17 protein-coding genes are annotated in these 21713 nt (G+C 72.7%); 10 read left to right on the top strand and 7 right to left on the bottom strand.

Features of this window, described 5'->3' with window-relative positions:
• Nucleotides 1-114 precede the first annotated feature (114 nt).
• Nucleotides 115-858 carry an endonuclease V gene (locus ACZ5CW_RS40215; protein ID WP_468610630.1) on the top strand — a complete coding sequence of 248 codons (744 nt, stop codon included), beginning with the start codon at nucleotides 115-117 and terminating at the stop codon, nucleotides 856-858.
• Here the strand turns inward: ACZ5CW_RS40215 and ACZ5CW_RS40220 are convergent.
• Nucleotides 822-1010, bottom strand: a complete 189-nt coding sequence (locus tag ACZ5CW_RS40220) for a hypothetical protein (RefSeq protein ID WP_468610632.1) — start codon at nucleotides 1008-1010, stop codon at nucleotides 822-824. The two genes, ACZ5CW_RS40215 and ACZ5CW_RS40220, sit on opposite strands and share 37 nt — an antisense overlap.
• 191 nt (nucleotides 1011-1201) lie before the next feature.
• Nucleotides 1202-2380, bottom strand: a complete 1179-nt coding sequence (locus ACZ5CW_RS40225; protein ID WP_468610634.1) for a saccharopine dehydrogenase family protein — start codon at nucleotides 2378-2380, stop codon at nucleotides 1202-1204.
• A gap of 259 nt (nucleotides 2381-2639) precedes the next feature.
• Here ACZ5CW_RS40225 and ACZ5CW_RS40230 point away from each other — a divergent pair, with 259 nt between their 5' ends.
• From ACZ5CW_RS40230 to ACZ5CW_RS40240, 3 genes are all read left to right on the top strand, one after another.
• On the top strand, nucleotides 2640-3800 hold the full coding sequence (locus ACZ5CW_RS40230) for a CaiB/BaiF CoA transferase family protein (protein ID WP_468610636.1): 1161 nt from the start codon (nucleotides 2640-2642) through the stop codon (nucleotides 3798-3800).
• A 70-nt stretch (nucleotides 3801-3870) separates the two neighbouring features.
• On the top strand, nucleotides 3871-5085 hold the full coding sequence (locus ACZ5CW_RS40235) for an acetyl-CoA C-acetyltransferase (protein ID WP_468610638.1): 1215 nt from the start codon (nucleotides 3871-3873) through the stop codon (nucleotides 5083-5085).
• Nucleotides 5086-5126: 41 nt separating this feature from the next.
• Nucleotides 5127-7310, top strand: a complete 2184-nt coding sequence (locus ACZ5CW_RS40240; RefSeq protein WP_468610640.1) for a 3-hydroxyacyl-CoA dehydrogenase NAD-binding domain-containing protein — start codon at nucleotides 5127-5129, stop codon at nucleotides 7308-7310.
• Here ACZ5CW_RS40240 and ACZ5CW_RS40245 read toward each other — a convergent pair.
• Nucleotides 7296-8000, bottom strand: a complete 705-nt coding sequence (locus tag ACZ5CW_RS40245; protein ID WP_468610641.1) for a MerR family transcriptional regulator — start codon at nucleotides 7998-8000, stop codon at nucleotides 7296-7298. The two genes, ACZ5CW_RS40240 and ACZ5CW_RS40245, sit on opposite strands and share 15 nt — an antisense overlap.
• A gap of 210 nt (nucleotides 8001-8210) precedes the next feature.
• On the opposite strand from ACZ5CW_RS40245, the gene ACZ5CW_RS40250 reads away from it, so the two are divergent.
• Together ACZ5CW_RS40250 and ACZ5CW_RS40255 are read left to right on the top strand one after the other, a co-directional pair.
• Nucleotides 8211-9677, top strand: a complete 1467-nt coding sequence (locus tag ACZ5CW_RS40250; RefSeq protein WP_468610642.1) for an amino acid permease — start codon at nucleotides 8211-8213, stop codon at nucleotides 9675-9677.
• Nucleotides 9674-10090, top strand: coding sequence for a hypothetical protein (locus ACZ5CW_RS40255; protein WP_468610644.1), 417 nt, complete (start codon nucleotides 9674-9676; stop codon nucleotides 10088-10090). Before ACZ5CW_RS40250 ends, ACZ5CW_RS40255 begins: the two co-directional genes overlap by 4 nt.
• A gap of 137 nt (nucleotides 10091-10227) precedes the next feature.
• Here ACZ5CW_RS40255 and ACZ5CW_RS40260 read toward each other — a convergent pair whose 3' ends face one another.
• Nucleotides 10228-11715, bottom strand: a complete 1488-nt coding sequence (locus tag ACZ5CW_RS40260) for a M1 family metallopeptidase (protein WP_468610646.1) — start codon at nucleotides 11713-11715, stop codon at nucleotides 10228-10230.
• A gap of 187 nt (nucleotides 11716-11902) precedes the next feature.
• On the opposite strand from ACZ5CW_RS40260, the gene ACZ5CW_RS40265 reads away from it, so the two are divergent.
• The gene (locus tag ACZ5CW_RS40265) at nucleotides 11903-13855 is read left to right on the top strand and encodes a Xaa-Pro dipeptidyl-peptidase (protein WP_468610648.1); all 1953 of its coding nucleotides are present in this window, start codon (nucleotides 11903-11905) and stop codon (nucleotides 13853-13855) included.
• Between the two features lie 115 nt (nucleotides 13856-13970).
• Here ACZ5CW_RS40265 and ACZ5CW_RS40270 read toward each other — a convergent pair whose 3' ends face one another.
• On the bottom strand, nucleotides 13971-14885 hold the full coding sequence (locus ACZ5CW_RS40270; protein WP_468610671.1) for an FAD-dependent oxidoreductase: 915 nt from the start codon (nucleotides 14883-14885) through the stop codon (nucleotides 13971-13973).
• A 101-nt stretch (nucleotides 14886-14986) separates the two neighbouring features.
• Here ACZ5CW_RS40270 and ACZ5CW_RS40275 point away from each other — a divergent pair, with 101 nt between their 5' ends.
• Together ACZ5CW_RS40275 and ACZ5CW_RS40280 are read left to right on the top strand one after the other, a co-directional pair.
• Nucleotides 14987-16027: an oxidoreductase gene (locus ACZ5CW_RS40275; protein WP_468610650.1), complete on the top strand. Its 1041-nt coding sequence runs from the start codon at nucleotides 14987-14989 to the stop codon at nucleotides 16025-16027.
• Between the two features lie 36 nt (nucleotides 16028-16063).
• A complete protein-coding gene (locus tag ACZ5CW_RS40280; protein WP_468610652.1) occupies nucleotides 16064-17704 on the top strand; it encodes an ABC-F family ATP-binding cassette domain-containing protein in 1641 nt (546 codons plus the stop codon).
• 200 nt (nucleotides 17705-17904) lie between these two features.
• Here ACZ5CW_RS40280 and ACZ5CW_RS40285 read toward each other — a convergent pair whose 3' ends face one another.
• Both ACZ5CW_RS40285 and ACZ5CW_RS40290 read right to left on the bottom strand, forming a co-directional pair.
• The gene (locus tag ACZ5CW_RS40285) at nucleotides 17905-20307 is read right to left on the bottom strand and encodes a Tex family protein (protein ID WP_468610654.1); all 2403 of its coding nucleotides are present in this window, start codon (nucleotides 20305-20307) and stop codon (nucleotides 17905-17907) included.
• A 127-nt stretch (nucleotides 20308-20434) separates the two neighbouring features.
• Nucleotides 20435-20566: an LPFR motif small protein gene (locus ACZ5CW_RS40290; protein WP_014676189.1), complete on the bottom strand. Its 132-nt coding sequence runs from the start codon at nucleotides 20564-20566 to the stop codon at nucleotides 20435-20437.
• A 140-nt stretch (nucleotides 20567-20706) separates the two neighbouring features.
• On the opposite strand from ACZ5CW_RS40290, the gene ACZ5CW_RS40295 reads away from it, so the two are divergent.
• A complete protein-coding gene (locus ACZ5CW_RS40295; protein WP_468610657.1) occupies nucleotides 20707-21666 on the top strand; it encodes a GlxA family transcriptional regulator in 960 nt (319 codons plus the stop codon).
• The last annotated feature ends 47 nt before the right edge of the window (nucleotides 21667-21713 follow it).

The raw sequence follows: 21713 nt of genomic DNA on the forward strand, positions 1-21713 counted from the left end.
CCCCCCCCCCCCCCCCCCCCCCCCCCCCCCCCCCCCCCCCCCCCCCCCCCCCCCCCCCCCCCCCCCCCCCCCCCCCCCCCCCCCCCCCCCCGGGCCCGTACAGTCGTGGTCACCATGACGACCGTAGGCATACCGGCGGGCTGGCCCGCGACCGAGGAAGAAGCCCGCGCCGTGCAGGACGAACTGCGCGGGCGGGTGGTGCTCGACGAGCCCGGCCCCCCGCCCGGGACGGGCCGTGTCACCGGCGTCGACGTGGCCTACGACGACGGTCTCGACCTGGTCGCCGCGGCGGCCGTCGTCCTCGACGCCGCCACCCTGGAGGTCGTGGCCGAGGCGACTGCCGTCGGCCGGGTCTCCTTCCCGTACGTGCCCGGACTCCTCGCCTTCCGTGAGATCCCCACCGTGCGGGCCGCCCTGGACGCCCTGCCGTGTCCGCCGGGTCTGGTGGTGTGCGACGGCTACGGCCTCGCCCATCCGCGCCGCTTCGGTCTCGCGAGCCATCTGGGCGTCCTCACGGACCTGCCGACCATCGGCGTCGCGAAGAACCCGTTCACCTTCGGCTACGAGGACCCGGCCCCGGCGCGGGGCGGTTCCGCGCCGCTGCTCGCGGGGAGCGAGGAGGTCGGGCGCGCGCTGCGCACCCGGGACGGTGTCAAGCCGGTCTTCGTCTCGGTCGGCCACCGGGTGAGCCTGGACAACGCCCTGGCGCACACCCTGGCGCTGAGCCCGCGGTACCGGCTGCCGGAGACGACCCGCAGGGCGGACGCCCTGTGCCGCCGGGCACTTCGCGAGGCGGCACGGGGCAGGGCCGGCCGGGTGATTCAGGACGCGACGACGCGCCAGGCGCCGACCTCCTGATACGCCGAGTCGTGGACGGCCGAACCGTCGCCGGGCTCGAGGGCGTAATGGCGCAGGTTGCCGCCCCAGTAGCGCAGGATGCGCCCCAGCTCACCCGCCCGGTCCTGCGCCACCGCGCCCTCGTCCACGGTCACCTCGAGCACGAACTTCACGTCGTCTCCGCCTCCTTGAACTCCTGCGGGCCAGGCTTCCATCGTCTCATTCAAGTGCTTGTTGGCACTTTTGGCGCTCTTCGGCCATGGGCCGCACGATGACCTCGGACGACTGCGGGGTCTCTCTACGGAAGTCTCAAATCGCGCAAGCAGGCGGGGCCGCGCGGGGCGGCGGGACCGCCGACGCCCTGCTAGCGGGTCGCCGCCACCCGGAAGCCGATCCCGGCGGCGCGCAGCCGCTCGGTCAGGGCGTCGCCCATCGCCTGTGCCGTGGTGACCTGCCCGGCCGTCGGCGGGAGGTCGTCGAAGGCCAGGCTCAGGGCCGCCTCGGCGAACATCTTCGCCGTCTCGTCGTAGCCCGGGTCGCCGCCCGCGACCTCCGTGAACACGCGCCGGCCGCCGCCCTCGCCGACGAAGCGCACCGTGAACCAGCTGTTCGCCCGCTTCTGCGCGCTCGGCCCGTCCCCCGGCTTGAGCCGGTCCGACAGCCAGCGCCGCGCGGGCGGCAGCTGGGCGGCGGCCACCGCCGTGCCGACGGCGGCGATCCCGCCGAGGGCGACCGGAAGGTGCTTCACCGCGGCGTAGTGGCGGTAGCGGAAGTCGGGGCCGTACCGCTCCAGCGCCCGCGCCGAACGGCGCACGATCTGCGGGTCGATGGTCGGCAGCGGCAGCGCCCACGCGCCGACCTCCCTGGCGAACCTCGGCGTGCCCGTCGGCGCGGCCACCCGGCGCCCCATCAGGCGCGGCTCGTGCCGGCTCCTCTCCCGCGCGGCGGCCAGCATCCGCCGGCCGCGGGCGGCCTGGTTCAGCGCCGAGGCGAGGGTGCCGCCGGAGAAGGCCGCGTCGGCGGTCACGTAACCGTCCACGGTCAGCGGCACGCCCTCCGGCAGCTGCCGCACCGTGAAGTACACGCCCAGATCGTGGGGTACGGAGTCGAAACCGCAGGCGTGCACCAGGCGCGCGCCCGTCTCGCGCGCGCGTGCGTCGTGCCGGACGTACATCAGGTCCACGAACTCCGGTTCACCGGTGAGGTCCAGGTAGTCGGCACCGGTGTCCGCGCAGGCGGCGACCAGTTCCTCGCCGTACAGGACGTACGGCCCCACGGTCGTGGCCACCACGCGCGCGTGCTCGGCGAGGGCGCGCAGGGTGGCCGGTTCGTCCACGTCCGCCCGCAGGGCGCCGATGTCCGCGCCGCCGGGCAGCCGCTCGCGCAGCCGCTCCAGTCTCCGCTCGTCCCGGCCCGCGACCGCCCAGCGCAGCCCCTTCGGCGCGTGCGCGGCGAGATACTCCGCGGTGAGCGTGCCGACGAAGCCCGTCGCTCCGAAGAGCACGAGGTCATAGGGACGGTCCGTCCTGTTTAGCCTGCTCATGACACCCCTTGGTCGTGCAGCCCGCGCCGCTGTCGGTGGCTGAGGCTAGCGTGAGGGGGGTGCGCACTCCGCGACCGGCCCGGACGCGGTGGAGCGGCACCCGGGAACGCCCCGAGGTCCCTCACTCTCCCGGGTGATCATCCGTACTCCGGGCACTTGGCTAAGCGCTTGCTCGTTGAGGTCTTGTGTCCGGTGGAACGTGTTCCTAGCATCACCGGTGTTACATCAGTTGTGTCACACACGCTTGGGGGCTGGACGCATGACGACGGCAGGGACGCCGACCACGCCGGGCACCGGCCCGCTCGCCGGCGTGCGGGTGGTGGAGCTGGCCGGTATCGGGCCCGGCCCGTTCGCCGCCATGCTCCTGGCCGACCTGGGCGCGGACGTGGTCCGGGTGGACCGGCCGGACGGCCCGGGACTCGCGATCGACCCCGCCTACGACGTCACCAACCGCAACAAGCGCTCGGTGGTGGTCGACCTGAAGGCGCCGGACGGCCCCGCCCGCGTCCTGGACCTCGCCGAACGGGCCGACGTCCTCATCGAGGGCTACCGCCCCGGCGTCGCCGAGCGGCTCGGCATCGGCCCCGGGGAGTGCCACGCCCGCAACCCCCGGCTGGTCTACGGCCGGATGACCGGCTGGGGCCAGGACGGGCCGCTCGCCCCCCGCGCCGGCCACGACGTGGCCTACATCGCCCTCACCGGCACACTCGGCATGATCGGCCGCCCGGACGAGCCCCCGGCCGTCCCCGCCAACCTGCTCGGCGACTACGCGGGCGGCTCCCTCTACCTGGTCGTCGGCGTCCTCGCCGCCCTGCACCACGCGCGCGCGACCGGCACCGGACAGGTCGTCGACGCCGCCATCGTCGACGGCACCGCCCACCTGTCCGCGATGATCCACGGCATGCTGGCCGCCGGCGGCTGGCAGGACCGGCGCGCCGCCAACCTCCTGGACGGCGGCTGCCCCTACTACGGCACCTACCAGACCGCGGACGGCGGCCACATGGCGGTCGGCGCCCTGGAGGCCCGGTTCTACGAGGAGTTCCTGCGCCTGCTCGGCCTGGACGACCTGGCACCGGCCCACAAGGACTGGACCCGCTGGGGCGAGCTGCGCGACCGTGTCGCCGCCCGCTTCAGGACCCGCACCCGGGACGAGTGGACGGCTGTCTTCGAGGGCTCCGACGCCTGTGTGGCCCCCGTGCTGTCCCTGCGCGAGGCCCCGCACCACCCGCATCTGGCCGCCCGCGGCACCTTCACCGACCACGGCGGCATCACCCAGCCCGCCCCCGCCCCCCGCTTCTCCGCGACCCCGACCGCCGTGCGCACCGGCCCGGCCCGGCCGGGCGCCGACACCGAGACGGTGGCGCGGGACTGGGGCATACCTGACCTCGTGAACGACGACCTCGTGGCCGACGGCGACTGACCCGGCCCCCGACGACCCCCGCCCTCGGCGACCGACTCCCGCTCGGCCCGCCCTCCCGAAAGGCACACCAGTGAGCACCGAAGCGTACGTGTACGACGCGATCCGCACCCCGCGCGGCCGCGGCAAGGCGAACGGCGCCCTGCACGGCACGAAGCCCATCGACCTGGTCGTCGGCCTCATCCATGAGATCCGCGACCGCTTCCCCGGCCTCGACCCGGCCGCGATCGACGACATCGTGCTCGGTGTCGTCGGCCCCGTCGGCGACCAGGGCTCGGACATCGCCCGGATCGCCGCGGTCGCCGCCGGACTGCCGGACACGGTCGCGGGCGTGCAGGAGAACCGCTTCTGTGCCTCCGGCCTGGAGGCCGTCAACATGGCCGCCGCCAAGGTCCGTTCGGGCTGGGAGGACCTGGTCCTCGCGGGTGGTGTCGAGTCCATGTCCCGCGTCCCGATGGCCTCCGACGGCGGCGCCTGGTTCAACGACCCGATGACCAACCTCGCCGTCAACTTCGTCCCCCAGGGCATCGGCGCCGACCTCATCGCCACCATCGAGGGCTTCTCCCGCCGTGACGTGGACGAGTACGCGGCCCTGTCGCAGGAGCGCGCCGCCACCGCCTGGAAGGAGGGCCGCTTCGACCGCTCCGTCGTCCCCGTCAAGGACCGCAGCGGCCTCGTCGTCCTGGACCACGACGAGCACCCGCGGCCCGGCACCACCGCCGACTCGCTCGCGAAGCTCAAGCCGTCGTTCGCGGACATCGGCGAGCTGGGCGGCTTCGACGCCGTGGCGCTGCAGAAGTACCACTGGGTGGAGAAGATCGACCACGTCCACCACGCGGGCAACTCCTCCGGCATCGTGGACGGCGCCTCGCTCGTCGCGATCGGGTCCAAGGAGGTCGGCGAGCGCTACGGCCTCACCCCGCGCGCGCGGATCGTCTCCGCGGCCGTCTCCGGATCCGAACCGACCATCATGCTCACCGGCCCGGCACCCGCCACCCGCAAGGCCCTCGCCAAGGCCGGCCTCACCATCGACGACATCGACCTGGTCGAGATCAACGAGGCGTTCGCCGCGGTCGTGCTGCGCTTCGTGAAGGACATGGGCCTGTCGCTGGACAAGGTCAACGTCAACGGCGGCGCCATCGCCCTCGGCCACCCGCTCGGCGCGACCGGCGCCATGATCCTCGGTTCGCTCGTCGACGAACTCGAGCGCCAGGACAAGCGGTACGGCCTCGCCACGCTGTGCGTGGGCGGCGGCATGGGCATCGCCACGATCATCGAGCGCATCTGAACTCCCCGCGGAAACAAGCGACTTCAACGGAGACGACTGTCATGACCGAGAGCACCACCATCCGCTGGGAGCAGGACGACACCGGTGTCGTCACCCTCGTCCTGGACGACCCCAACCAGTCCGCGAACACCATGAACCAGGCGTTCCGCGACTCCCTCGCCGCGATCACCGACCGGCTGGAGGCCGAGCGGGACTCCATCCGCGGCGTCATCTTCACCTCGGCGAAGAAGACCTTCTTCGCGGGCGGCGACCTGCGCGACCTGATCCGGGTCACGCCCGGGACCGCGCAGGAGCTGTTCGACGGCGGCCTCGCCATCAAGCGCAACCTGCGCCGCATCGAGACCCTCGGCAAGCCGGTCGTCGCGGCGATCAACGGCGCGGCCCTCGGCGGCGGCTTCGAACTGGCCCTCGCCTGCCACCACCGGGTGGCCCTCGACACCTCCGGCACCAAGATCGGCTGCCCCGAGGTCACCCTCGGCCTGCTGCCCGGCGGCGGCGGAGTCGTCCGCACCGTCCGGCTGCTGGGCATCGCGGACGCCCTGCTGAAGGTGCTCCTCCAGGGCCAGCAGTACAACGCGCGGCGCGCCCAGGACAACGGCCTCGTCCACGAGGTCGCCGGCACGCCGGAGGAACTGCTCGCCAAGGCCCGCGCCTTCATCGACGCCAACCCCGACTCCCAGCAGCCCTGGGACAAGCCCGGCTACCGGATCCCCGGCGGCACCCCGGCCACCCCGAAGTTCGCCGCCAACCTGCCCGCCTTCCCGGCGAGCCTGCGCAAGCAGACGAACGGCGCCCCGTACCCGGCCCCGCGCAACATCCTCGCCGCGGCCGTCGAGGGCTCCCAGGTCGACTTCGAGACCGCCCAGGTCATCGAGGCGCGCTACTTCGTGGAGCTGGCCGCCGGCCAGACGTCGAAGAACATGATCCAGGCGTTCTTCTTCGACCTCCAGGCGGTCAACTCCGGCGCCAACCGGCCGAGGGGCGTCGAGCCCCGCCAGGTCCGCAAGGTCGCCGTCCTCGGCGCCGGCATGATGGGCGCCGGCATCGCGTACTCCTGCGCCCGCGCGGGCATCGACGTCGTCCTGAAGGACGTCTCCCTGGAGTCGGCCGTCAAGGGCAAGGGCTACTCCGAGAAGCTGTGCGCCAAGGCCGTCGCCAAGGGCCGTACCAGCCAGGAGAAGGCCGACGCGCTGCTCGCCCGCATCACCCCGACCGCCGAGGCGGCCGACCTCGCGGGCTGCGACGCGGTCATCGAGGCGGTCTTCGAGGACACGACCCTCAAGCACAAGGTGTTCCAGGAGATCGAGTCCGTCGTCGCCCCGGACGCGCTGCTGTGCTCCAACACCTCCACGCTGCCCATCACCACGCTCGCCGAGGGCGTGGAGCGCCGGACCGACTTCATCGGACTGCACTTCTTCTCGCCCGTCGACAAGATGCCGCTGGTCGAGATCATCAAGGGCGAGCGCACCGGGGACGAGGCCCTCGCCCGGGCCTTCGACCTGGTCCGGCAGATCAACAAGACGCCGATCGTCGTCAACGACTCGCGCGGCTTCTTCACCTCCCGGGTGATCGGCCACTTCATCAACGAGGGCGTCGCCATGGTCGGCGAGGGCGTCGAGCCCGCCTCCGTGGAGCAGGCGGCGGCGCAGGCCGGCTACCCCGCCAAGGTGCTCTCCCTCATGGACGAGCTGACGCTGACCCTCCCGCGCAAGATCCGGGGCGAGACCAGGCGGGCCGTGGAGGAGGCGGGCGGCACCTGGACCGCGCACCCGGCGGAGGCGATCATCGACCGCATGGTCGACGAGTTCGGCCGCACCGGCCGCAGCGGCGGCGCCGGCTTCTACGACTACGCGGAGGACGGCAAGCGCGCCGGGCTCTGGCCGGGACTGCGCGAGCACTTCACCAGGCCCGGACACGAGATCCCGTTCCGGGACATGCAGGAGCGCATGCTCTTCGCCGAGGCGCTCGACACCGTACGCCTCCTCGAGGAGGGCGTGCTGACCTCCGTCGCCGACGCCAACATCGGCTCGATCTTCGGCATCGGCTTCCCGGGCTGGACCGGCGGCGTGCTCCAGTACATCAACGGCTACGAGGGCGGTCTGCCCGGATTCGTGGCACGCGCACGTGAACTCGCCGAGCGCTACGGCGAGCGCTTCACCCCGCCCGCGCTGCTCGTCGAGAAGGCGGAGAAGGGGGAGCCGTTCAGCGACTCAGCCCGCTCCTGACCCGGTGAGCCACTCGCTCAGCTCTTCCCGCAGCGAACGCTGGAAGGTGGTCAGCAGCGCCTGCACCACCAGGGGGTGCATGTGCGCCGACAGGGACTTCACGTCCCGGGCGTCACGCTCCGCCACCTCGCCACGGAAGAGCTGGGAGAGTTCGTGAGCCGCGGCGCGCGAGTGCTCCACGAGCACCTTGCGCGCCGCGAGGATCGCCTCCTGCGACAGCGGTACGTCGAGGAGCTGGACGCCGAGCCGGAGCAGCCCGGCATCCACCTGGAACATGTCGCCGCCCTCCGGCACGACGACGTTCATCGCCGCCAGCCGCTCCACGTCCTCCTCGCCCAGCGGCCGCCCCGCCCGCCGCTCGAGTTCCCGGCGCGACACCGTCTCCACCGCGTCCGGCGCCCAGGAAGCGACCACCGCGCGGTGGATGGCCAGGTCCTGCGGGGTGAGGTCCGGCGGCAGCTGCCGCAGGTACCGCTCGATCGCCGCCAGGGTCATGCCCTGCTGCTGCAACTCCTCGATGAGGGCCAGCCGCGCCACATGGCCGGCCCCGTACCGGCCCACCCGGCGCGGACCGATCACCGGCGGCGGGAGCAGCCCCTTGCTGCCGTAGAAGCGGACGGTGCGGACCGTGACGCCCGACCGGGCGGCCAGCTCGTCGATGGTGAGCGTCTCCTCGGCATCGGTCGTCATGCAGAGCAGTATCGCTGTCTCACCAGTGGTGTGAAACCCGCGAAGGTCGTGTGAGAAGTGCCGCTGTGTGACGTGGACCATCGCATGGAAAGTGATCCTCCTGGGAAGCTGCTGCCTTGGTCTGTACCGCGACACAAGGGTGGTGCGGGCCAGGACCTGCACGAACCCCGGACCCATGAGGTCCGGGCGCACCAGGAAGTGGAACCACCCGTGAGCAAGGAAGCCGTGGAATCGGCACAGGCCACCACCCACCCCGAGGTGGCCCGGACGCCCGCGGACGCGGGCGACGCCGGCTACAGCAAGGACCTCAAGGCCCGCCACGTCAACATGATCGCCATCGGTGGCGCCATCGGCACCGGACTCTTCCTGGGCGCCGGCGGCCGCCTGCACAACGCGGGCCCGGCGCTCGCCCTGGCCTACCTGGTCTGCGGCGTCTTCGCCTTCTTCGTGGTCCGCGCCCTCGGCGAGCTGGTCCTGTACCGCCCGTCCTCCGGCTCCTTCGTGAGCTACGCGCGCGAGTTCCTCGGCGAGAAGGGCGCCTACGTCGCCGGCTGGATGTACTTCCTGAACTGGTCGACCACCGGCATCGCCGACATCACCGCGATCGCGCTGTACACGCACTACTGGAGCATGTTCACCTCCATCCCCCAGTGGGTGCTGGCGCTGGTCGCCCTCGCGGTGGTCCTCGCCGTGAACCTGATCTCGGTGAAGATCTTCGGCGAGATGGAGTTCTGGTTCGCGATCATCAAGGTCGCCACCCTGGTGAGCTTCATGTTCGTCGGCATCTTCCTCCTCGCCACCCAGCACGACGTCGACGGCACCAAGCCGGGCCTGAGCGTCATCACCGACCACGGCGGCGTCCTCCCGCACGGGGTGATGCCGGTCGTCCTGGTCATGCAGGGCGTGATCTTCGCGTACGCCGCCCTGGAGCTGGTCGGCGTCGCGGCCGGCGAGACCGCCGAGCCGGAGAAGATCGTCCCGCGTGCGGTCAACTCGATCATGTGGCGCGTGGGCCTGTTCTACGTCGGCTCCGTCGTCCTGCTCGCCCTGCTGCTGCCGGGCTCGGTGTACTCCGCCGACCAGAGCCCCTTCGTGACCGTGCTGTCCAAGATCGGTGTCCCGGCGGCCGGCGACGTGATGAACCTGGTCGTGCTGACCGCCGCCATGTCCTCGCTGAACTCGGGCCTGTACTCCACCGGCCGCATCCTGCGCTCGATGGCGATGGCCGGCTCGGCGCCGAAGTTCACCGCCCGCATGAACCGCAGCCAGGTCCCCTACGGCGGCATCCTGCTGACCTGCGCGGTCTGCGTGCTCGGTGTCGGCCTGAACTTCCTGGTGCCCAGCCAGGCCTTCGAGATCGTGCTGAACGTCGCCTCCCTCGGCATCATCAGCACCTGGGTGATCATCATGCTCTGCCACCTGATCTTCGTCCGCCGCGCCCGCGCGGGCCTGGTGACCCGGCCGCACTTCCAGCTGAAGTTCAGCCCGGTCACCGAGATCGCCACGATCGCCTTCCTGCTGGTCTGCCTCGGCATGATGTGGAACGACCCCGAGGTCGGCCGCAAGACCCTGCTCCTCATCCCGGTGATCGCCGTCATGCTGGTCGCCGGCTGGTTCGGCGTCCGCCGCCGGGTCTCCCGGAACTCCGACCAGGAACTGGCGAACCTCACGAAGTGACCGCCCCGGGGGCCACCGCCGTCGGTGGCCCCCGCGGCGCCCGGCACGGCGAGGGCGTACGGCCACGGGGAGAGCGGCGGATGGCCGGGCGGACCGACGTGCCGGTGCCGGGCGGAGCGGGCGTGGCCCCGATCGTCCCCGCCCCCGAACTGCCCCCGGTCGACCTCGTCGGCCCGGACGGCCGCCGCCCGTCCCGGTACGCCACCGGTGACGACGTCGGCCGCGTGTGCGAACGGCTTGTGGTACGGGATCCGCCGTCCTGGTCGTCCAGGTCCGTGGGGGCGGCACGCCGGTCTCGCGCAGGACCGGCCTTCCTGTCCGCCGCCGCGCTGACCACCCCCGAGCGGACCGTGCGGCGCATCGCCGAACGAGGCCGGGCTGAGAACAGTGCTCCACGGCCGGCTCCACGGTGAGCCGCCCGAGCGAGGCGTCCGGTACGGGGCGATCGCCGGAGCCCGTGTGTGCACCGGCCCGGCCTCCCGCGGGGACGCGACAGGCCGGGACCAGCTGCTGCGACGGGCGGCCCGACCGGGTCGGTGACCCGGCCGGCTCAGTGCCCGTGGACGTCGTTCGTGGCCTCGATCTTCTTCCACGACGTCGGCTGCGCGACGGCCGTGGCGGTCTTCGCCAGGGACCGTGCCGCGGGCGCGGCCGGCTTCGACGGCTGGAACAGCCACGTGTCGAACAGCGCGGCCAGCGGCTTGCCGGACACCTGCTCGGCGTACTTCTGGAAGTCGGCCACCGAGGCGTTGCCGTACGCGTGCTTCTGCGGCCAGCCCTTCAGGATCGCGAAGAACGCGTCGTCGCCGATCTCGTTGCGCAGCGCCTGGATGGCCAGCGCGCCACGGTCGTAGACGGCGATGTCGAACTGGTTGTCCGGACCCGGGTCGCCGGGCGCGACCGTCCAGAACGCGTCGTCGGCCGGGTGCGAGGCGTACACGTAGTCGGCGAGTTCCTGCGCGGTGCCCTCGCCCTCGTGCTCCGACCACAGCCACTGTGCGTACCGCGCGAAGCCCTCGTTGACCCAGATGTCCTTCCAGCCCTTCACCGACACGTCGTCGCCGTACCACTGGTGGGCCAGCTCGTGCACGACCACCGAGGTGTTGGAGCCGTTCGCGAACTGCCTCGGGCTGTAGTACACACGGGTCTGCGTCTCCAGCGCGTAACCGGTGGTGGTGTTCGGCACGTACCCGCCGGCCGTGGAGAACGGATACGGCCCGAACCAGCCGCTCAGCCAGTCGACGATCTCCCCGGTGCGTTCCACGCTCGCCCGCGCGGCCCCGTCGTTGTCGCCGAGGTCCTTGCTGTAGGCGTTGATGACGGGCACGCCGCCGTCGGAGGTGCTCGTGGTGATGTCGAACCTGCCGAGCGCGAGCGTGGCCAGATAGGTCGCCTGCGGCTTGTTCTGCCGCCAGTTGTAGCGGGTCCAGCCCAGCTTCGAGCTGGTGGACTGCAGCGTCCCGTTGGAGATGGCCTGGGTGCCGTCGGGCACGGCCACCGACACGTCGTAGGTCGCCTTGTCACGCGGGTGGTCGTTGCTCGGGAACCACCACCAGGCCGCCTCCGGCTCGTTGGCGGCCACGCCGCCGTCGGGCGTGCGGTGCCAGGAGGTGAAGCCGTAGGCGCTCTTCGTCGACGGCACCCCGCTGTAGCGGACGACCACCGTGACCGGTGTGCCCTTGGCGAGCGGCGTCTTCGGGGTGACGACCAGTTCGTGCTGGCCGGAGGTCGCGAAGGCCGCCTTGGCTCCGTTGACCCGCACCTCGCTGACGTCCAGCAGGAAGTCCAGGTCGAAGCGGGACAGATCCTGCGTGGTCCTCGCCAGGATCGTCGCCGTGCCCTGCAGCTCGTCCGTCTTCGGCTGGTACTGCAGCCTCAGGTCGTAGTGCGAGACGTCATAGCCGCCGTTGCCGTAGTTCGGGTAGTAGGGGTCGCCGATGCCCGGCGCGCCGGGGGAGTCGCTCGCGGCCGATGCCGGGATCGCCAGCAGGAGGGAGGCCGCCGCGAGTGCGCCCGGCGCGATGATTCTGCGGTGCACGTCAGCTCCAAGTCGTCAGGACCGTCAGTCCGTTCGGAGAAGTCTGTTCGGAGCCTATTCAGTCCCTGGGGCCCCTGACCTGTCCATGGCCCCTCCTGTCACACGATCGCCATTCGGCCGTCACGAGCGCCGACTGTCACTCAGCTGCCCCCTTTTGTGCGGGAGTTGACCGGAGTACCGTCCGCGCATGCCGACACGCACGCGCTTCACGATCTGGAGAACGCTCGCCGCAGCGGCCGTCACCACCCTGACGGCGCTCTTCCTCACCCCGGTCGCCGCACACGCCGCACCCCCGCGCGAGAGCCGGCCCGTCTACTCCTACGCCGACGCCGTCCGTGAGTCCGTGTGGGTGGACACCGGCCTCGACGAGGACGGGGACGGCAGGACCGACCGCGTCGCCGCCGACATCGTCCGGCCCGCCGAACCGGCCCGGCAGGGCCGCAAGGTGCCGGTCATCATGGACGCCAGCCCGTACTACTCCTGCTGCGGGCGCGGCAACGAGAGCCAGAAGAAGACGTACGACGCGAACGGCCACGTCGTCCAGATGCCGCTGTTCTACGACAACTACTTCGTGCCGCGCGGCTACGCCTTCGTCGGCGTCGACCTCACGGGCACCAACCGCTCCGACGGCTGCGTCGACGTGGGCGGCCGCTCCGACATCCGGTCTGCGAAGGCCGTCGTCGACTGGCTGAACGGCCGCGCGAAAGCGTACTCCAGCCGCACCGGGGGCACAGCGGTCAAGGCCGGCTGGACCAACGGCCGCACCGGCATGATCGGCAAGAGCTGGGACGGCACGATCGCCAACGGCGTCGCCGCCACCGGCGTCAAGGGACTGAGGACCATCGTCCCGATCAGCGCCATCTCCTCCTGGTACGACTACTACTTCGCGCAAGGTGCCCCGCTCTACGACGGCGGCCCCGACGAGCTGGCCGGCTATGTCGAGAGCGACGACGCGCAGGCCCACTGCGCGGCCGTACGGAAGAAACTCGCCGACGGCAGCCCGCGCACCGGCGACTGGACCCCGCTGTGGACCGAACGGGACTACGTCAAGGACGCGGCCAAGGTGCGCGCCAGCGTGTTCGTCGTGCACGGCATGCAGGACCTCAACGTCCGCACCAAGCACTTCGGCCAGTGGTGGGACGCCCTCGCCCGGAACGGCGTCGAGCGGAAGATCTGGCTGTCCCAGACCGGGCACGTCGACCCCTTCGACTACCGGCGCGGCGCCTGGGTCGACACCCTGCACCGCTGGTTCGACCATGAACTCCTCGGCTACGACAACGGCATCGACCGCGAGCCGACGGCCGACGTCGAACGCCACCCCGACCAGTGGGTCACGTCCCGGGCCTGGCCGCCGCACGGCACCCGCGCCACCACCCTGCACCCCGCCCGCGGCCCCCGGGCCGGCGTCGGCACGCTCGGCCTGCGGCCGGCCGGCGGCACCGAGACCTTCACCGACGACCCGAAGCTGAGCGAAACCGACTGGGCCGCCCACCTCACCATGTCCACACCGGAGAAGGCCGGCTTCCTGACGGCACCGCTCACCCGGGACCTGCGCCTGTCCGGTTCCTCCAGGGTGACGGTCACCGCGACACCGACGACCGCCTCGGCCCACCTGTCCGCCGTCCTGGTGGACCTCGGCCCGGACACCATCCGCGACTACGCCGACCGGGCCGAGGGCATCACCACCCTCACCGACCGCACCTGCTGGGGCGAGAGCACGGCCGGGGACAGCGCCTGCTTCAAGGAGACCAGGGCGAAGACGGCCGCCGTCGACCACACGGTGGTCAGCCGCGGCTGGGCCGACCTCGGCCACCACGCCTCCCTCGGCAAGGGCGTCCCGCTCGTCCCGGGCAAGGCGTACACGATCACGCTCGACCTCGCGGCCACCGACCACGTCGTCCCCCGGGGGCACCGGCTGGCCCTGATCGTCGCCGGCACGGACAAGGACCTCATCGACCCGCCGTCCACCAGGCCGGCCCTCACCGTGTCCCTGTCCCGCACCAGCGCGAGTCTCCCGCTGGTGGGCGGGGCGGCGGCCTTCGCCCGGGCCACCGCCGGCAGCGTCGCCACGGACCCGGTGCCGGGCGGCCTCCAGGGGGTGCGCGCACCGCGCTCGGCCGCAGAGCACATCCCGGGGTAGCCGCCGCGCGGATTGCGGACCGCCCACCGGGCGCGGGGCGGTGCCGGGCCGCTCGCGCGGTGCCCCGCGCCCCCGCCGGAGCCGCGGTGCCCCGGGGGTCACCGCACCTCGCGGGTCAGGCGGCCGGAAACGCCAGTCCGGCCGCCTCCCGCGCGCATCCCCAGGCCACCGTGATCCCGGCCCCGCCGTGGCCGTAGTTGTGCACCAGTACGCGGCCGCCCGGCAGCAGTTCGCGGTCCAGTCGTACCGCGTCCCGGGCCGGCCGCAGGCCCACCCGGTGGGCGAGTACGCGCGCCCCGGCGATCTCGGGCCGGACCTCCGCGCAGCGGGCCACGATCGCCGCGGCGGTGTCCGGATCCGGCTCCAGGGACCAGTCGTCCTCCTCGGCCGTACCGCCGAGGAGCAGGACACCGGGCTGCGGGATGAAGTACGCCGACTTGGCGGAGGAGTGGTCCACGCAGGTGAACCAGGTCGAGACTCCCGGGTTCTCCACCACGACCAGCTGCCCGCGCACCGGACGCACCCCGGGGTCCGGCACCAGCGAGCGGGCCCCGAGCCCGGTGCAGTTCACCACCACCGCGGCGGGCACGGCGGCCAGGTCGGTCACCTCCCGCTCCTCCACCGTCCCTCCCGCCCGCACCAGTCGCTCCCGCAGCCACGCCAGATGCGCCGGCATGTCGATCACCGGCAGCCGGGCCGCCAGCCCGTCGGCCACCGCCCGCAGCCCCCGCACCCGGCCCGCCCACTCACCCAGTTCGTCCAGCCGGGTCCCCTGATGTACGCCGTCGACCAGGCGTACGCCCGTCTCCTCGGCCCGCGCCGCCAGCTCCTCGTACACCGCGAGGGTCTCCAGCGCCCAGGCACCGACCAGCGGCTCCGGTTCGATGCGGTACGGCCACCACAGGCCGCCGGCGACCGCCGAGGTCGTGCGGCCGGCGGGCTCCCGCGCCCACACCCGGACCCGCCGCCCGGACTCGGCCAGCACCACGGCCGTGGTCAGTCCGGCGACCCCGCTCCCGGCCACGATCACGTCGTCACCCGGCTCCCTGTCCACGCGAGGACGATAGGCCCTGACCGGCCGAATATGTCATGCCGCGCTCACATCCGTCCCGGTGTGGGGATACTCACAGCATGTCTGCCGCATACGCGACCTTCGGCCTGGCACCGGCGATGCGCGCCGGTGACGTCCTGGCCGACGGCGGCTACCGGATCCACCGCGACTTCGTGGACTTCGTCGTGGACGGCCGCCCGCTGCTGTTCCGGCTCTCCGACCTGGACGCAGTCTCGCCGCTCGCCTCGGACGTCCCGCCCGCCATCTTCACCGCCCAGGTGCGCGCCCTGTTGCTGGAGGCCGAACCGCCGCTGCCGGACGGCCGGTTCGTCATCTACGGCTGCCCCGAGTGCGAGGACCTGGGCTGCGGGGCGGTCACCGCCGTCATCGAGCGGGCCGGCGAGGACTACATCTGGCGGGACTTCGCCTGGCAGACGGACGACACCGCCGACCTGGAACGCAACGGCTATCACGGCATAGGGCCGTTCCGCTTCCACGGCTCCGAGTACCGCACGGCCCTGGCCGCGCTGCTCGACGGCGCCGACGGCCCGCCCGCGCCCCGCCGCAGGGTCCTGCTGATCGGCGCCCGGGTCGCCGTCCTCGCCCGGCTGGCCGCCGCGCTGCGCACCATCGGGATCGGCGCCGACATCACCCAGGACGCCCGCGAGGTGCCCGCCGAGGAACTGCGCGGCTACGGCGCCGTCGCCTTCGGCCGCGCTATCGGCGAGGCGGAACGGGCGGCCGTACTGGGGGCGTTCGACCGTGCCGGGGTCGTGGTGGCGCGCGTGGACGGCCTGGCCCCGATCGTGCCGCTGCTCGTCGCCCAGATCGAGCACGCCCTGGACCGCAGCCCGCTGTCGCAGCGCCGGCTGACCGGCCTGACCGCCGGGGACGGCACCGCGGAGGTCGAGGTGACCTTCCCGTGCCGGGTGCGCGTCACCGCGTACCGTCTCGACCGGTTCCACCGCTCCCACAGCCAGGACGTGTTCGACGGCACCCTGGAGTCCGGCCGGCACCGCATCGCCCTGGACCCCAGAGCCGTCAGGGGGGACGCGTACCTCGTCGCCCGGACCGCGCAGGGCGTACTCGCGGCGCCGGTGACCCGGCAGGATTCCGGCTGAGACACGGGCGTGCGGCCCATTAGGATCGGCCTTCTGATGACTGCCACCCTCGTCGCCAAGAACCTCGCCGCCGGGCACGGCGACCGCTCCCTCTTCTCCGGTCTCGACCTCGTCGTCGCGCCCGGAGACGTGATCGGGCTGGTCGGCTCCAACGGTGCGGGCAAGTCCACGCTGCTGCGCCTGCTCGCCGGGCTGGCCGCACCCGAGCAGGGTGAGCTGCGGCTGTCCCCGCCGGCCGCGACCGTCGGCCATCTGCCGCAGGAGCCCGAGCGCAGGCCGGGGGAGACCGTCCGGGCGTTCCTGGCCCGCCGTACCGGCGTCACCGAGGCACAGCGCGTGATGGACGAGGCCACCCAGGCGCTGGTCGACGGCGCGCCCGGCGCCGACGACGCCTACGCGACCGCGCTGGAACGCTGGCTCGGTCTCGGCGGCGCCGACCTGGAGGAGCGCGCCGAGGAGGTCGCCGACTCCCTCGGCCTCGCCGTGGACCTGGACCAGCCGATGACCTCGCTGTCCGGCGGCCAGGCGGCCCGCGCCGGCCTCGCCTCCCTCCTGCTGTCCCGCTACGACGTCTTCCTGCTCGACGAGCCCACCAACGACCTCGACCTCGACGGCCTGGAGCGGCTGGAACGCTTCGTCACCGGCCTGCGCGCGGGCACGGTCGTCGTCAGCCACGACCGCGAGTTCCTCACCCGCACCGTCACCAAGGTCCTCGAACTCGACCTCGCCCAGCGGCAGATCAACCTCTACGGCGGCGGCTACGCGGCCTACCTCGAGGAGCGCGAGGTGTCCCGCCGGCACGCCCGCGAGGACTACGAGGAGTACGAGGGCAAGAAGAACGCCCTCGAGGAGCGGGGCCGGACGCAGCGTTCCTGGATGGACAAGGGCGTGAAGAACGCCCGGCGCAAGGCCGGCAATGACAACGACAAGATCGGCCGCAAGTTCCGCAGCGAGGCCAGCGAGAAGCAGGCCGCCAAGGCCCGGCAGACCCAGCGCATGATCGAGCGCCTGGAGGTGGTCGAGGAGCCCCGCAAGGAGTGGGAGCTGCGCATGGAGATCGCGTCCGCCCCGCGCTCCGGCGCCGTGGTCGCGACCCTGCGGGACGCCGAGGTCCGGCGCGGCGGGTTCACCTTCGGCCCGGTGTCGCTGCAGATCGACTGGGCGGACCGGGTCGCGGTCACCGGAGCCAACGGCGCCGGCAAATCCACCCTGCTCGGGGCGCTGCTGGGCCGCGTCCCGCTCGACTCCGGGCACGCCGCCCTCGGCTCGGGCGTCCTGGTCGGCGAGGTCGACCAGGCCCGGGGACTCTTCCACGGCCCGGAGACGCTGCTCGACGCCTTCAGCGCGGCCGTCCCCGACATCGAGCCCGTCGACGTCCGCACCCTGCTCGCCAAGTTCGGCCTGAAGTCCGACCACGTCCTGCGCCCGGCCGCGACCCTCTCCCCGGGCGAGCGCACCCGTGCCGCCCTCGCGCTGCTCCAGGGCCGGGGCGTCAACCTCCTCGTGCTGGACGAGCCGACGAACCACCTCGACCTGCCGGCCATCGAACAACTGGAGTCGGCCCTCGACGCCTACGACGGCACGCTGCTCCTGGTCACCCACGACCGGCGCATGCTGGACGCCGTCCGGGTGACCCGGCGCCTGGAGGTGGCGGACGGCAAGGTGACCGAGCGCTAGAGCGGATCCCGGCCGAGCGCCAGGCCGGTCGTGTGGTGATCCACAGCGGCGTGCCGTCGAGGGGCCGCCCGAAGGACCCCCCGCAGCGCAGCGCCTCGGCGCCGGTCAGGGGGCCGGTCCGCCGATCGGACGGTCTCTGGGCCCGGGTTCGCGAGAGCGACGGCACGGGGCCGGAGCCGAGCGGCTCCGGCCCCGTCCGGTCAGCGCTTCTTCGGGTCCAGCAGGCCCGCCCGGCGCAGCGCGTCGGCCATCGCGCTGTTGGCCGGAGCCGGGGCCTGCCGTCCGCCCCGGTCGCCGCCGCCACGGCCCTGCCGCTGCCCCTGGCCGCCCTGCCGCTGTCCTTGGCCGCCCTGGCGCTGCTGGGGCGGCCGGGCGCCGCCGCGCTGCTGCCGGCCGCCGCCCTGCCCCTGCGGGGCGGCCTCGTCGTCCAGGCGCAGGGTCAGCGCGATCCGCTTGCGCGGGATGTCCACGTCGAGGACCTTCACCTTGACGATGTCACCCGGCTTCACGACATCCCGCGGGTCCTTGACGAACGTCTTCGACATCGCCGAGACGTGCACCAGGCCGTCCTGGTGGACGCCGATGTCCACGAACGCGCCGAACGCCGCCACGTTCGTCACCACGCCCTCCAGGACCATCCCGGAGGACAGGTCGGAGATCTTCTCGACGCCCTCCTTGAAGGTGGCCGTCTTGAAGGCGGGTCGCGGGTCGCGGCCCGGCTTCTCCAGTTCCCTGAGGATGTCGGTGACGGTCGGCAGACCGAAGGTGTCGTCCACGAAGTCGGCGGGCCGCAGCGAGCGCAGCACGCCGGTGTTGCCGATGAGGGAGGCCACCTCCTGACCCGCGGTCTTCACCATCCGGCGCACCACCGGGTAGGCCTCCGGGTGCACGCTGGAGGCGTCCAGCGGGTCGCCGCCGCGGATGCGCAGGAAGCCGGCGCACTGCTCGTACGCCTTGGGGCCGAGCCGCGCCACCTTCTTCAGCTCGGTGCGGGAGGTGAACGGCCCGTTCTGGTCCCGGTGCGCGACGATGTTCTCGGCGAGGCCGGCGGAGATGCCCGACACCCGCGAGAGGAGCGGCACGGACGCGGTGTTGACGTCCACGCCGACGCCGTTCACACAGTCCTCGACGACCGCGTCCAGCGAGCGGGACAGCTTCACCTCGGACAGGTCGTGCTGGTACTGGCCGACCCCGATCGACTTCGGGTCGATCTTCACCAGCTCGGCCAGCGGGTCCTGCAGACGCCGGGCGATGGAGACCGCGCCGCGCAGCGAGACGTCCATGCCGGGCAGCTCCTGCGAGGCGTACTGGGACGCCGAGTACACGGACGCGCCCGCCTCGGACACCATGACCTTGGTGAGCTTCAGCTCCGGGTGCCGGGTGATGAGGTCACCGGCGAGCTTGTCGGTCTCCCGGGACGCCGTGCCGTTGCCGATCGCGACCAGCTCGACGGCGTGCTCCTTCGCCAGCCGCGCCAGCTTGGCGATCGCCTCGTCCCACTTGTTGGCCGGGACGTGCGGGTGGATCACGTCCGTGGCGACGGCCTTGCCGGTCGCGTCGACCACGGCGACCTTCACGCCCGTACGGAAGCCGGGGTCCAGGCCCAGCGTCGCGCGCGTGCCGGCCGGCGCGGCCAGCAGCAGGTCCCGCAGGTTCGCGGCGAAGACGTTCACCGCCTCGTCCTCGGCGGCCGTGCGCAGCCGCAGCCGGAGGTCGAGGCCCAGGTGGACGAGGATGCGGGTGCGCCAGGCCCAGCGGACCGTGTCCTTCAGCCACTTGTCGGCGGAGCGGCCCCGGTCGGCGATCCCGAACCGCGAGGCGACGATCCCCTCGTACGAGGACGGTCCCTCGACCTGCTCCTCCGGCTCCAGGACGAGGTCCAGGACCTCTTCCTTCTCACCGCGCAGCATCGCCAGGATCCGGTGCGACGGCAGCTCGGTGAACGGCTCCGCGAAGTCGAAGTAGTCGGCGAACTTGGCGCCCGCCTCCTCCTTGCCCTCCCGCACCTTCGCGGCCAGCCGCCCGCGCACCCACATGCGCTCGCGCAGTTCGCCGATCAGGTCGGCGTCCTCCGAGAACCGCTCGGTCAGGATCGCCCGCGCGCCCTCCAGCGCGGCCTGCGGATCGGCGACGCCCTTGTCCGCGTCCACGAACGCGGCCGCGGCCGCGGCGGGCTCGACCGTCGGGTCACCCAGCAGTCCCTCCGCGAGCGGCTCCAGGCCCGCCTCGCGCGCGATCTGCGCCTTGGTGCGCCGCTTGGGCTTGTAGGGCAGGTAGACGTCCTCCAGGCGCGCCTTCGTCTCGGCGCCCCTGATCTGCGCCTCCAGTTCCGCGGTGAGCTTGCCCTGCTCGCGCACCGACTCCAGGATCGCGGTCCGCCGCTCCTCCAGCTCCCGCAGATAGCGCAGCCGCTCCTCGATGGTGCGCAGCTGCGCGTCGTCGAGCGTCTCGGTCGCTTCCTTGCGGTAGCGGGCGATGAAGGGCACCGTCGAACCGCCGTCGAGCAGTTCCACCGCGGCCCTCACCTGCCGCTCCCGTACGCCGAGTTCCTCGGCGATCCTGCCTTCGATGGACCCTACTTCGATGGACCCGGGTGTCGTCACGATCCCGTACCGCCTTCTCCACTGAGGTTGCGCGGCAATTGTGGCAGGTGACACCGGCAAACCGGGGATCAGGGCGGCGCGCGGCGGGCCGCCGGACCAGAAATCCGGCGGGCCGCCGGGCCGGAACTCAGGCCCGGCTCCCGCGGGCGGAGGACGAAGCCCCGCCGAACAGGCGGGCCAGCGCCCGGAAGGGCAGCGTGACCACCGTGGCGATGGCGCCGCCGATCTGCCGCAGTACGTCTGCGATGGCACGGAACACGAAACCGTCTCCTTTCCACCCGGCCCAGGTGACCGGGCGGACAGCGGGTACCTCCGCGGAGCACGACGGAACCCCGTGTGGCAGAAAAGGTGGGAAACGCGTCGTTGCGGCCATGCCCGGGTCCGCCAAGAATCGAGGTCATGGCGCAGCGAACCCTTCTGCTCGTCGTCTTCGACGGCGTCCAGAGCCTCGATGTCACCGGCCCCCTGGAAGTGTTCACCGGTGCCGAGAAGCGCACCCCGGGCTCCTACCGCATCCGTACGGCGTCCCTGGACGGCGGCCCGGTGCGCGCCTCCAGCGGGCTGACCCTCGTACCGGACGGCTCCCTGGCGGACGCGGCCGGTCCGCACACCCTGGTGGTTCCCGGCGGCGACGGCACCCGCAGCCCCGACCCGCGTCTGGTGGAGTGGCTGCGGGTCCACGGCCCGCGTGCCCGGCGCCTGGTCTCCGTCTGCACCGGATCCCTCCTGCTCGCCCGTGCCGGGCTGCTGGACGGCCGCCGGGCCACGACGCACTGGGCGTTCTGCGAGAAGCTCGCCCGGGACCACCCCGCCGTCCGGGTCGACCCCGACCCGATCTTCGTACGGGACGGGAACGTGGCCACCTCGGCCGGCGTCACCGCGGGCATCGATCTCGCCCTCGCGCTGGTCGAGGAGGACCTGGGCCGGGACGCCGCGCTGACCGTCGCCCGCCATCTGGTGGTGTTCCTGCGCCGGCCCGGGAACCAGGCCCAGTTCAGCGCCCAGCTCGCCGCCCAGACGGCCCGGCGCGAACCCCTCCGGGACGTCCAGCAGTGGATCACCGAGCACCCGGACGGTGATCTCGGCGTCGAGGCGCTGGCCGCCCGCGCCGCCCTGTCGCCGCGCCACTTCGCCCGTGCCTTCCAGGCCGAGACCGGGATGACGCCCGGCCGCTATGTCGACCGGGTCCGCCTCGAGCACGCCCGCCGCCTGCTGGAGGACACCGCGGACGGCATCGAGGAGATCTCCCGCGCCAGCGGCTACGGCACCCCCGAGGCCATGCGCCGCGCGTTCGTCAGAGCGCTCGGCACCTCGCCCATGGAATACCGCAGACGCTTCCACCCCACATCCGCCCGCTGAATCCGGCATCCGCCCGCTGATAGGGGCATCCGCCCGCTGAGCTGAAA

It is taken from the genome of Streptomyces sp. NPDC031379, from assembly GCF_055569615.1.